Source organism: Limosilactobacillus secundus, from assembly GCF_020784695.1.
In the GTDB taxonomy this organism is placed as follows: domain Bacteria; phylum Bacillota; class Bacilli; order Lactobacillales; family Lactobacillaceae; genus Limosilactobacillus; species Limosilactobacillus reuteri_F.
The window spans coordinates 55,320-68,139 of the sequence record NZ_JAJGUA010000029.1 but is presented as its reverse complement, the minus strand read 5'-3'; the positions used below and the strand labels follow the sequence as shown (position 1 = coordinate 68,139).

General features: G+C 38.6%; 9 protein-coding genes. All 9 read right to left on the bottom strand.

The window, feature by feature from the left end:
• Positions 1-8: 8 nt before the first annotated feature.
• The 9 genes from ruvA to yfmH all read right to left on the bottom strand — a co-directional run bounded on the left by ruvA (position 9) and on the right by yfmH (position 12,820).
• Positions 9-608: a Holliday junction branch migration protein RuvA gene (gene ruvA / locus LMB57_RS04125; RefSeq protein WP_229271289.1), complete on the bottom strand. Its 600-nt coding sequence runs from the start codon at positions 606-608 to the stop codon at positions 9-11.
• Between the two features lie 12 nt (positions 609-620).
• Positions 621-2,627, bottom strand: coding sequence for a DNA mismatch repair endonuclease MutL (mutL, locus tag LMB57_RS04120; RefSeq protein WP_229271287.1), 2,007 nt, complete (start codon positions 2,625-2,627; stop codon positions 621-623).
• Between the two features lie 11 nt (positions 2,628-2,638).
• The gene (mutS, locus tag LMB57_RS04115) at positions 2,639-5,284 is read right to left on the bottom strand and encodes a DNA mismatch repair protein MutS (RefSeq protein ID WP_229271286.1); all 2,646 of its coding nucleotides are present in this window, start codon (positions 5,282-5,284) and stop codon (positions 2,639-2,641) included.
• A 161-nt stretch (positions 5,285-5,445) separates the two neighbouring features.
• Complete coding sequence (gene rny / locus LMB57_RS04110; protein WP_229271327.1) at positions 5,446-6,987, bottom strand: ribonuclease Y; 1,542 nt, start codon at positions 6,985-6,987, stop codon at positions 5,446-5,448.
• A 235-nt stretch (positions 6,988-7,222) separates the two neighbouring features.
• A complete protein-coding gene (recA, locus tag LMB57_RS04105; protein WP_229271285.1) occupies positions 7,223-8,311 on the bottom strand; it encodes a recombinase RecA in 1,089 nt (362 codons plus the stop codon).
• An 89-nt stretch (positions 8,312-8,400) separates the two neighbouring features.
• Positions 8,401-9,648, bottom strand: coding sequence for a competence/damage-inducible protein A (locus tag LMB57_RS04100; protein ID WP_229271284.1), 1,248 nt, complete (start codon positions 9,646-9,648; stop codon positions 8,401-8,403).
• A 123-nt stretch (positions 9,649-9,771) separates the two neighbouring features.
• Entirely contained in the window at positions 9,772-10,359 is a 588-nt protein-coding gene (gene pgsA / locus LMB57_RS04095) for a CDP-diacylglycerol--glycerol-3-phosphate 3-phosphatidyltransferase (RefSeq protein ID WP_229271283.1), read from the bottom strand.
• Positions 10,360-10,385: 26 nt separating this feature from the next.
• Entirely contained in the window at positions 10,386-11,423 is a 1,038-nt protein-coding gene (locus LMB57_RS04090; RefSeq protein WP_229271282.1) for a helix-turn-helix domain-containing protein, read from the bottom strand.
• Positions 11,424-11,521: 98 nt separating this feature from the next.
• Positions 11,522-12,820, bottom strand: a complete 1,299-nt coding sequence (gene yfmH / locus LMB57_RS04085) for an EF-P 5-aminopentanol modification-associated protein YfmH (protein ID WP_229271281.1) — start codon at positions 12,818-12,820, stop codon at positions 11,522-11,524.

Genomic DNA, 12,820 nt, shown 5'->3' with positions numbered 1-12,820 from the left:
TGCACCTCCTAGTTAAGCAACCTTAATGCTTGTCTTAAGTATTCATCAGTTGCCATTTGTTCTTCTTTCATTAATGCCTTTTGAACCTTTTTAATATCCCGTTCCTTGTATCCTAATGCAGCCAATGCTTCCAAAGCGTCTTTCAACTCACGATTGCCTGTTGCATCAACGGTAAGCTGAGTTGTTGTAAATAATGAGTTGCTACTTTCATTAGTAAGCTTATCACGTAAGTCTAACACAATTTGCGATGCTGTCTTTTTCCCGATTCCTGGGAACTTAGTTAAATAGCTAACATTATTATTAGTAATTGCATCAACAAGTCCTTGATGATCAGGGTTAGCTAAAATTGCTAAAGCACTCTTTGGTCCAATTCCAGAAACATTGATTAATTGCATAAACAGATTTTTTTCATTTTGATCTGTGAAGCCAAACAAGGAAATATTATCTTCACGCACTGCTTGGTAAACATATACTTGGACCTTCTTAGTCCGATCCTCTTGATAACGATAGGGATTAGCAACTAGTAGTTTGTAACCAACTCCATTCACATCAACAACGATATATTGTGGAGCAACGATGGTTATAAGGCCTGTTAAGTATTCGTACAAGGTAGTTCCTCCTTAAAATTCATGGTCATCAAAATCGTCCGCATATGGGGTATGTGAATCCTGAATTCGTTTAAACATTTTTTCTAAATCCTGATCATTAAAATGAACAGTTACCGGACGCCCATGTGGACAATTAAAAGGATTTTCACATTGTGGCAATCGTTTCAGCAACGCTTTAGCTTCTCGTTCGTCAAGGTGGTGGTTAGCCTTTATAGCCCGCTTACAGCTCATCATAATCGCTGTTTTCATTCGAAATTCTTTGACGGTTAGCTTTCCATTCTTAATTAACCAGTCAATCATTTCTTTGGCCGTGTCTTCTTCTTGCCCCTCTTTAAACCATGTCGGATGGGAGCGCAAAATAAAACTATTTTGACCAAATGACTCTAATTCTAATCCGACCGCTGCCAGAGTATCAAGATGCTGATTAATTGTCATTGTATCGACAGTCGAATAATTAAGAACAAGCGGAACCAAGAAATTTTGCTGATCAGCGCTCACTTCCCCAATTTTTTGACGATAATACTCATAATTGATTCGCTCCTGAGCAGCATGTTGGTCAACAATGTAAAGCCCATCTCCTGCTTGTGCTAATAAAAAGGTTCCCTGAAGCTGACCAATATATTGAAGATCAGGAAACCGATTTTGCTGCTGATCTTGTTTATCATGGACATCCAATTCCATATTGGCAGGTTTTACCGATTTTTTCCTTATGGCAGGAACAGGAGTAGAAAATAGTGTCACTTCCCCCTCATTTTGATAACGTTCATCAAACTTTTGCATTGCTGGCGTATTTAAATCTTCAACATGGTGAATAACGATTGGTGCTGGGATTTCACTATCAAGCGCGTCAGCATGGGCAGGATTATCAGCTTCTGGAGTTGAAATCTCAGTTGCCGCCTTTTCTGTGGCTGATACTGCCGAAATCGGAGCGGCGTGATAAACAGGTGATGCTTCCTTTAATCGACGATCAAGGTCCGCTACCTCATCATCATTAGGAATAAATTGATCAGCATCTACATCTGGAATTAAGTTCTCAACTGCTATCCGTTTCCGAATTGTCTCAGCAATCAATTTTATTAGTTGCTGTTCTTTGCTCAAACGAACCTCGCGTTTAGCTGGATGGACATTCACATCAACCAAAACAGGATCCAGATCAATGTTGATTACAGCAATCGGGTAGCGACCAACCATTAGTTTCGATTCATATCCCTGAATAATTGCCTTTGTTAATTCAAAATTACGAATATACCGATGGTTGATTGTGATTGTGATATATTGACGTGATGCCCGTGTTAATTCTGGTAAGGAAACAAAACCACTAACGTTAAAATCATCATCTGCCCCACTTATCTCAAGCATCTTGCGTCCTGCTTGAACGCCATAAATTGCTGCAACTACTTGCTGTAAGTTATTATTACCTGCCGATCGAAATAATTCCCGCCCATTATGGGTAAAGCTAAAAGCAACCGCTGGATTAGCAAGGGCAAGCCGATTAATGATGTCCGTAATTCTGGTTAGCTCCGTTTGGGGTGATTTTAAGTACTTTAATCGCGCAGGAGTGTTAAAGAATAAGTCGGTTACCTTAATATCGGTTCCTTGACGCGCACCAGCCGGCTTCACTACTAATTCTTTCCCTCCCCGTAAATGGATCATTGTTCCTTCTTCTTGACCAGCTTGAGCAGTCGTAAGCGTTACATCAGCGACTGAAGCAATACTAGGTAACGCTTCACCACGAAATCCCATTGTCTGCACCTTAAAGAGGTCATGGCGAGAATTAATCTTACTAGTTGCATGACGGTGAAATGCAAGACTAATATCTTCAGCAGCGATTCCGTCACCATCATCAATCACGCGCACACTGTCTAAACCAGAATTTTCCACAATAATATCTACACGGTGACTATGGGCATCCAATGAATTTTCAACTAATTCTTTTACAATTGATGCTGGACGTTCAATTACTTCACCGGCAGCAATTTGATTGGCTAAAATATTATCTAATTCATGAATCTTTCCCATTAAATATCACCTTATTTCAATTTCTGCTGCCACTTATAAATTTGATTCATTACATCCATGGGTGTCATTCCCATTAAATTAAGTTCTTTTAATTGATGTAAAATCCGCCGATCAATACTCGATTCTTTTTTCTCAGGTTGAGTAGCAAATAATTCAAGTTGACCATTATCTTCAACAGCTGGTGCAGACTCTTTCTTTACCGTTGCCGCTTCATTTATCTTCGCTGATATTGGTTCTGTATGGTAATTATCTGTTGCTGGTTTAGGTGTGTTCGGTAGTTTTACATCCTTTTGCTCTAATTTTTGCAAAATAGTATCTGCACGTTTTAATAATGAGGACGGCATTCCTGCTAGTTTAGCCACGTGGATTCCGTAAGACTTATCTGCAGGGCCTGCACTTACCTTATGCAAGAATACTAACTCCCCATCTTTTTCCGTTGCCCCTACATGAACATTTTTAAGCCGCGACAAGCTATGCTCAAGAGCTGTCAGTTCATGATAGTGAGTTGAAAATAGCGTTTTAGCACGAACATGCTGATGAACATACTCAATAATCGCTTGAGCCAATGCCATCCCATCATAAGTTGCGGTTCCCCGGCCAATTTCATCAAAGAGGATCAAACTACGATCTGTGGCATGAGTCAAAGCATTATTTGCTTCCATCATTTCAACCATGAAGGTACTTTCACCAGAGATTAAGTCGTCAGCCGCCCCAATTCGGGTAAAGACTTGATCAAAAATTGGCAATTCAGCGGATTTGGCAGGGACAAAACAGCCAATTTGTGCCATCACTGCAATCAATGCTAGCTGACGCATATAGGTACTCTTCCCTGACATGTTTGGCCCAGTAATCAGGAGAATATCAGTATCTTCTCCCATCAAAACATCATTAGGCACATATTCCTGATGTCCCATAAACTTTTCCACAACTGGGTGACGACCATCTTTAATTTTTAATACGTGACCAGTATTCATTTCAGGACGGACAAAGTGGTAGTCTTCACTAACAACCGCAAAGCTTTGGAGTACATCTAATTCCGCAAGTTGTTGTGCTAATTTTTGTAGGCGTGTAATTTGCTCCTTGACTTGTTCACGGATTTTAACAAAAATATCATATTCCAAGGCTGTCGACTTTTCTTGCGCCCCCATTATCAATGCCTCTTTTTCTTTTAATTCTGGAGTAGAAAAACGTTCAGCATTAACTAAGGTTTGTTTACGCTCGTAGCGATCTTTAGGAAGCTTGTCAAGATTAACTTTTGTAACCTCAATATAATAGCCAAATACATGATTATAACCAATTTTAAGGTTATTTATGCCCGTTAATTTCCGTTCATGTTCTTGCAGGTCTGCAATCCACTGTTTTCCATTATTCATCGCATCACGGTATTGGTCTAATTGGTCATTATAGCCATCCTTAATTACGCCACCTTCAGTAATAGCAATTGGCGGTTCTTCAACAATTGAGTGATCAATTAAATCTGCCACATCGTCCAAAGGATCCAATTGTTTTTGCAATTCTTCAAAGACAGGTGAATCAAGAGTTTCTAAAACGTATTTTAGTTTAGGAACTTGCCTTAAGGAAGTCTTAAGTTGAATAAGATCACGTCCATTAACACTTCCATAGGCAACCCGCCCTGCTAAGCGTTCAAGGTCATATACCTTAATTAACTCTTGCTGCAAATTACTTCTCTCAAAATAGTGGTCTAGTAATTCTTGGACCTTATCTTGTCGTTCACTGATTGCATTTTGATTAATTAATGGCCGGTCAATCCACCGTTTAAGAAGACGACTGCCCATCGCTGTTTTTGTCTCATCTAAAAGCCATGCTAAGGTCCCCTGACGCTTCCCACTTCGCATATTGCGCATTAATTCAAGATTTGTTTTTGAATAGTGGTCAATCTTCATAAAAGAACTTGGTTGATATGCAATTGCTTTCTGCAAATGGGCTAAAGAGCGCTTTTGGGTCGTTAATAAGTACGACACAAGTAACGCAACAACGTGCTGTTGGGCTTGATCATCAAGATCTTGAGTAAGATAACTAATCTCAGCATTTTTAAGGACCGTTGGCTGATGTGATTGAAGGATATTTCGTTGCTTAAACTGAGTTGTTATTTCAACTGGTAGTTCACCATCCACAACTACTTCCTTACTTTGGAGATTAACCAATTCATTAACTGCGTCATTTGCATTATTTAAGCTCGTCGTTTTAAGCTCCCCAGTTGATAAGTCTGTATAGGCAATACTAAATAACCCATTTTGTCTACTAATCGCTGCAAGATAATTGTTATCACGTGCCTGTTCACCATTTAAATCCATTTGCGTTCCAGGTGTAATTAAACGGGTAACAGCTCGTTTAACCATCCCCTTCGCCTTTTTAGGGTCTTCCATCTGTTCGCAGATTGCTACTTTATAACCTTTATCAATTAAAATATCAATGTAGTTGTTAACTGCGCGATGGGGTACCCCACACATTGGAATTGGATTTTTCGCACTATGGTTTCTCGTTGTTAAGGTTAGCTCAAGAAGTTGTGCTCCTTTAATTGCATCGTCATTAAATAGCTCATAAAAATCACCAAGTCGGTAAAATAAAAAGGCATCTGGATATTGATCTTTTACCTTTTGATATTGTTCCATCATCGGTGTTGTTTTTTTTGCCACTAAATTTCACCCCGTTAATATATTTTTTAATCTTAATAATAAACTAATTATATTTTTTGTCTAAATTTGCTGCAAGATCTCTGTTAATGATGGATGTTGTTTAAAATAATAAAGAGACTGAAGGTTATACCCAGCCTCTTTATAGGAACTGAAAAATCAGTTTATTTAGCATAATCAACTGCTCGAACTTCCCGAATAACGGTTACTTTAATATGTCCTGGATATTCTAATTGCTTTTCAATTTTGTTCTTAATATCATGTGACAAAGTTGTTGCCTGCAAATCAGAAATCTTCTTCGGTTTGACAATCACGCGAAGTTCTCGACCAGCTTGAATTGCATAACTATGGTCGACACCATCATAACTGTTTGCTATGCTTTCTAGTTTCTTTAAACGTTGAATGTATTGTTCTAATGACTCGCTTCGAGCACCAGGACGTGCCCCTGAAATTGCATCTGCTGCTTGTACAAGAACAGCAATCACAGAAGTGGCAGGAACATCCCCATGGTGAGAAGCAATCGTATTGATAACCACTTTATTTTCCTTATACTTGCGGGTTAACTCTACACCTAACTCAACATGTGAACCATCAACTTCATGATCAATTGCTTTCCCAATATCATGGAGGAGACCAGCACGTTTTGCTAATGTAACATCTTCCCCAAGTTCAGCAGCCATAATTCCGGCCAACTTAGCAACTTCGATCGAGTGGTCTAAGACATTTTGACCGTAACTAGTCCGGTACTTCATTCTTCCGACCGTCTTAATTAGGTCTGGATGCATTGAATGAATTCCTAAATCAAATAATGCTTGCTCACCAGTCTCCCGTAGTTGAGTATCCATTTGCTTACGAGCCTTATCAACCGCTTCTTCAATTCGTGCAGGATGAATCCGACCATCTTGAATTAGTTTTTCAAGCGCGATCTTAGCAATCTCACGTCGTACCGGATCAAAGCCACTCAATACAACAGCTTCTGGCGTGTCATCAATAATCAAATCAATTCCTGTTAACGTCTCTAAAGTTCTAATATTTCGCCCTTCACGACCAATTATTCTTCCCTTCATATCATCATTAGGAAGATTAACAACTGAAACAGTCGTCTCTGAGACAACATCAGCAGCACTACGCTGAATTGCTTCAACAATTAATTTCTTTGCATTACGTTCTGCAGAAAGTTCCGCTTCTTGTTCACTGTCGCGAATCATTACTGCTCGTTCAGTTTTTAACTGTTCTTTTACTTCAGATAATAATAACTGTTTAGCATCTTCTTGTGACATTTGAGCAACTTTTTCAACTTCTTGTTTACGTTGTTCAATCAAGGCATTAGCTTGTTCCTTTGATTGATGAAGCTGCTCTTTTTCTTGATCTAATTTACGTTCACGAACGCCAACGGCATTCTCCCTTTTTTCTAGAGCGCTATCCTTATGATCTAAAGAAGCCTCTCGTTGGAGTAATCGATCTTCCTGTCGCTGAACCTCACTCCGCCGCTGTTTTAGCTCATCTTCCACTCTCTCGCGGTATTGATGGCTCTCTTCTTTCGCTTCTAAAATAGCTTCTTTTTTCGCCGTTTTTGCTTCTTGTTTTGCTTTAGAAATAATACCTTTAGCATCATTATGTGCTTCTGCAACTTGTTTTTCATATGAAACCTTACGAATTACATAGCCGACAATAATTCCGACAACCATAGCAAGCGCGGCGAACATTAAAATTTTCACTATTTCACCTCCGCTTCAACTATTATGTTGTTGGTATGAATAAATTAATTTCACCGTGTAACGTCAAAAAAACATCACACAAGTTAAATTTTAATCTTGCCACACTAAGGTGTCAACTATTGAATTTATCAATTGCTTAAACAGCCATCATAAAAAGGGAAATCCCTAATATTCAGCTATTAATGCTAAAAAATTAGGGAATTTCGGTTTCAAATATTATTATTTATTCTTTACTTGCTTCTTCAATTGTTTCTTGTTTATTTTCACCGGTCTTACAACTGGCTTTATCGTCAGTAGTTTTTTTAGTTGACTTTTCATTTAACGGTTCCATCCCATTTGCAACACGAACTTTATCCATTAATTCACTCATGCTATCTGGGTGTTCCTTAAGCCACTTTTTAGCATTTTCACGACCTTGTCCAATACGTTCGTTACCATATGAGTACCAGGCACCGCTCTTGTCAACAAGATCGTTTTCAACTGCCATGTCTAGTAATTCACCAGTCTTAGATATTCCTTCACCATACATAATATCAATTTCACAACGTTTGAATGGTGGAGCAACCTTATTTTTAACAATCTTTACTTTAGCTTTATTTCCAATAACATCCGTACCATTCTTAATTTGTTCTGCACGACGAATTTCCATACGAATAGTTGAGTAAAATTTAAGTGCACGTCCACCAGTTGTTGTTTCAGGGTTACCAAACATTACTCCAACCTTTTCACGAATTTGGTTAATAAAGATAGCAATTGTCTTTGTCTTATTAATTTCACCAGAAAGTTTCCGAAGAGCCTGAGACATCAAACGAGCTTGTAATCCAACATGGGTATCACCCATATCACCATCAATTTCAGCACGAGGAACTAATGCTGCAACTGAATCAACAATTACTAAGTCAACTGCCCCACTTGAAATCAATGCATCAGCAATTTCTAATCCTTCTTCACCACTATCAGGCTGTGAAAGCAATAGGTCATTAATATTAACACCTAAGGCTTCTGCATATTGAGGATCAAGAGCATTTTCAGCATCAATATAGGCTGCTGTCCCGCCTTGACGTTGTACTTCTGCTACTGCATGTAATGCTACAGTAGTCTTACCAGAACTTTCAGGGCCATAAATTTCAACTATCCGACCACGAGGATATCCACCAATTCCAAGTGCCTTGTCAATAGCAAGGGAACCACTAGAAACCGAAGCAACCTTCATATCAGTGGCGTCACCCATTCGCATAATAGAACCCTTACCGAAGTTCTTTTCGATCTTTCTGATAGCAACATCTAATGCTGCTTTTCGTTGGTCAGCCAAATCAAATTCCTCCTTTTTTACGGTTTATCCGATAACTAATAATAACAGTTTTAGACAAAAAAACAAGAAAAAAGTGAACAAAAGTTCGTTTATTTTTTTAGTTCACGGTAAATTAATTGAAGTCCATATTGAACACTCAATGTCCGAATTGCCCGTCTTCCAATATAGGATGCAAGATGTAATTGCACGGTTTTAGTCGGGCACCCCTTTATTGCTAGTCCAATCCAGACCGTTCCTGCTGGTTGTCCTTCTAACATGTCTGGACCCGCTACACCAGTAAAACCAATCCCAATTTCAACATTTAATTTTCGTCGACACCCTTCCGCCATTGCCGCAGCAGTTTCAGAACTTACAACTCCGTACTGGTCAATCATGTTGTGGGGAATTTCTAATAACTTTTCCTTTGCACTAATAGCATATGTAACAAAACCACCATTAAAAACAGTTGAGGCTCCTGGTATGGAACAAATAGTACTTTGGAACATTCCCCCTGTTAAACTTTCTGCTGCAGTCAATTTCCAACCATGATTTTTTAATTGATCAACGACAACTTTGGCAAGTGTGAGGTCGTCTCCTACTCCAAAGAAAAATGGTTCTTCAACTGCAAGAATTGCTTTTTGCGCCTGATCAATTTTTTCTTCAGCTTCAGCCACTGGTAAGTCACGCACGGTGAGTCGAACCTGGATTGCCGTTGGTTGAACATAGGAAGTAATACTGATCCCCGCTATATCGTTAGTAACTTCTTCAATTTCATCCATTAATTGTGACTCCGGCCGTCCTAAAAAGTTTAGTGTCCGACTAGTAATTTTCTTTCCCGTTTGGAAATATTGCTGGAGTTTAGGAATCAGACTCTTCTCAACCATTGCTTTAAATTCGGCGGGTGGTCCCGGTAAAACAACCACGACTTTACCCTTAGTTTCATACCAACATCCTAGGGCAAGCCCGACTGGATTAATAAGTGGTTCTCCTCCCTGCGGATACTGGGCTTGACGAATATTCTCTGCTTCCATTTTTATTTGCCGCTGTTCAAATGTTTTTTGAATCCATTTCCAGTGTTCTTCGTCAGTCTGCAACTCTTTCCCTAAGATTTTGGCAACTGTAGGCATCGTAATATCATCTGTAGTTGGCCCGAGTCCCCCGCAAACAAAAACTAATTGAGCACGAGTCAACGCGTGATCAATAACATGCTCTAACCTCTGCGATTGATCGTCAACAGTTGTTTGATAAGTAGCCGGTAAGTCAAGTTGGGTTAGCCTTTTAGCTAAGTACATGGCATTAGTATTAACTATTTGCCCAAGGACTATTTCAGTTCCTACTGAGATAATTTCTGCATCCATAAAACTTCATCCCCTATTAATATATATACGTAAAGTATAGTCATTTTCACTAAAATCTTAAAACTATGAATATAAAAAATGTGAGGGTGAAAAAAAACTTTTGTTTTTTCTCACCCTCATATCCTATTTAAATCCATCCGAAAAGACGTCGCGTCCTTGAATGAAGTAATCCACTCCAGAATAAATAGTAAAGAACAAGCAAATATATAACATAATTTGGCCAAACGGAATATTCCAAATAGCAAAAATAACATTATTTAAGAGTAAGAAGATAATTGCAATAAACTGCGTAGTTGTCTTAATCTTCCCCGGCATTTTAGCGGCTAATACTACCCCATCTTGTTCTACTAACAATAAGCGTAAGCCCGTAACAGATAATTCTCGCCAAATAATGATTGAAGTTACCCATGATGGAACAACACCATTTCCAGTTAAAACGATAAATGCAGTCATGACAAGCAACTTATCAGCAAGCGGATCAGTAAACTTCCCAAAATTAGTTACTAGATGCTGTCGCCGCGCAATTTGTCCATCAAGATTATCAGTAATTGTTGCGGCAATAAATAAAATAGCAGCAATAAGCTGAGCCATCGGGATAGTTGCTCCCCAAAAACTTACAGCTCCCCAGCTTTGTAATGGCAGAACCATTAATAATAAGAAAAAGGGAATAATAATTAAACGTATAACAGTTAGTTTATTTGGTAAATTCAATGTTCTAACTCCTTTAGTCCTCTTAATTAACGAGTTGGTTGATTACTTGGCTGACTAGCATTTGCCTGAGGACGACTGTTATTATTAGCAGCAGACGGTTGAGTAGCATTATTAGGACGTGCCGAGGATGACGAAGCTTGGCTTGAACTATTTGACGGCTGACTTGCTGAACTGCTGCTTGTTTGGGTACGCCCAAAGTTAATCGTTACATTCCGCGTGTTTTGATAACGGCCATTATTAGTAAAGTCGATTTCTTGATTACCGAGTTTTAATTTTGTTGCTCGAGCGTTGCCAACCGTAATTACTAATGAAGTTGTGTCACGACTTATTTTTATATTGGTTTTTTCATTATTGTTCAATGTTTTATTTAATAAGTCATTATTATTTGCTCTTACTTGCATCCAAGAACGATCACTTGGTTCAATTTGTAGCGTTGTGTCTTTAGTAAGTTGACCTGCTGTATAAGTAACGCTTGTATCATTCCGATTAGGTGCTTCTTGAAGCTTAATTGCCGTTGATTTACTTTCCTTTGTACTTGCCTTTTTAGCAGAAGTAGAGGCCTTCTTACGACTCTCTCCAGAAACGGATACCGAACTATTATCAATTCGTGTAGAAGAATCGCGATGATTGCGAGCAATGGCCGTAATCCAAATAGCTGCCAACACTAAAATAATCACGCAAGCAATAATAATCGTTGGCATGTAGTTACGCACCTTGTCTACACTCCCACTAACAGTTTTTCGTTGATTTGCACGAGTTTCAACTGCTTGAGCCAAGTGATCGGAATACTCTTCCGTTTTAGTCTGTGGCAATTGATCATCATATTTTTGCAATAATTCATTACCATCTAAGCCCACCGTATTGGCATATTGCTTAATGAACGCACGAACATAAAAGTCACCAGGAAGTTCGTCAAAATTTTCATCTTCAATCGCGATTAAATACCGCTTTTGAATCTTAGTCATTTGTTGAAGATCATCAAGGGTATAGCCCTTTTCTTCCCGTGCTTTTCGTAAAATTTTACCGATTTCAAGTCGTTTTTGATCGTTCTCGTTCTCACTCATTATTCTATCTCCATTTTCATTTATCTTTACTCTTGGATATTATATCATGCTCAATTATATATTAGCTTATCGGAATAAATCTATAGGAAAAGTTTAGTTTATTGATGTTGCGGAACAACTTGGTATACTGAAATACCTTGAGGAGTAATAAACTCTTTTGCAACTTGATAAAGATCATCAATCGTAATAGTTTCCAAGGTCGCTATCTCATCCATCAAGCTAGCACCAGCAAAGAGCTCCCCAGCATAACGATTAGCAATTGCTTCTGGCGAATCTAATAAACCAATTAATCGCCCTAGTTCTGCTTTTTTAATTCCCTCAAACCTTGTCCGCGCCGCTTCAATTTGTTGGTCAGCACTTTCAAGAATATCAATGATTTCATCTGCAAAGCGTTCCATCTGATCAGTATCAGAGCTAAAGTACGCAAAGTGAAAGCCCCGTTGCATTTCGAAGTTGTAGCTAAACGTGTCATCTAATGTTTCATTATTATACAAACGTAAATAATTATCTGAAGTGTCATCAAACAAAACATCTAACAAAAGATCAATTGCTAATTTGTAGTGAAGCCGTTCTTTACCATCATCAAATTGCTTGGTCCCTCGTAACCCTACCATCACTTTGGGACGAACAATATCCATCGTTAATGAACGAAATGGAATTACATCATGAGCAGTTGAATCGTTCAAGCTAAATAACCGTTGTGGTGTCTCTGCAGGAGCGAAAATCTTTTGTTCTTGATTTTGCTTGATCCACACCATTGTTTCTTCTGGATCTAAGCGTCCTACAAGAAAAAGGTTCATATTGGTCGGTTGATAAAAAGTCCGGTAACTATCCATCAAAATTTCTGGTGTAATATGACTGATTGATTCAACAGTTCCTGCGATATCAATCCGCATTGGATCTTTGGGATACAAGTTGCCTAAAATACCTAGGTAAAGCCGCCAACTTGGATCATCTTCATACATTTGAATCTCTTGGCCAATAATCCCCTGCTCTTTCTTCACAGTTTCTGCAGTAAAGTATGGCTCTTGAACAAAATCCAATAGAACATCTAAATTCTCATGGAGGTTACTAGTCGTCGAAAAAAGATAGCTTGTTTGGGTAAAACTAGTAAAGGCATTTGAATCAGCTCCTAGTTTACCAAACAAGTCAAAGGCATCATGATCTTTTTTCTCAAACATTTTATGCTCAAGAAAGTGGGCAACCCCATCCGGAATAGTAATAGCCTCCTTTTGATGGTACGGGATAAAATGATTATCAATGGAGCCAAAATCAGCTGTTAAAATAGCATATGTCTTATGGTAGTCTTCCATTGGTAAGAGCTGGACTTTCAAACCATTTGATAATTGTTCACGGTAAATGGACTGGTTAAATTTTTGATAAACTTCTCTATCCAT

Bases quoted from the DNA above. Each gene is read 5' to 3' on its own strand.
- mutL (WP_229271287.1), bottom strand. From the start codon at position 2,627: ATGGGAAAGATTCATGAATTAGATAATATTTTAGCCAATCAAATTGCT.
- rny (WP_229271327.1), bottom strand. From the start codon at position 6,987: ATGTTCGCCGCGCTTGCTATGGTTGTCGGAATTATTGTCGGCTATGTA.
- LMB57_RS04100 (WP_229271284.1), bottom strand. From the start codon at position 9,648: ATGGATGCAGAAATTATCTCAGTAGGAACTGAAATAGTCCTTGGGCAA.
- LMB57_RS04090 (WP_229271282.1), bottom strand. From the start codon at position 11,423: ATGAGTGAGAACGAGAACGATCAAAAACGACTTGAAATCGGTAAAATT.
- yfmH (WP_229271281.1), bottom strand. From the start codon at position 12,820: ATGGATAGAGAAGTTTATCAAAAATTTAACCAGTCCATTTACCGTGAA.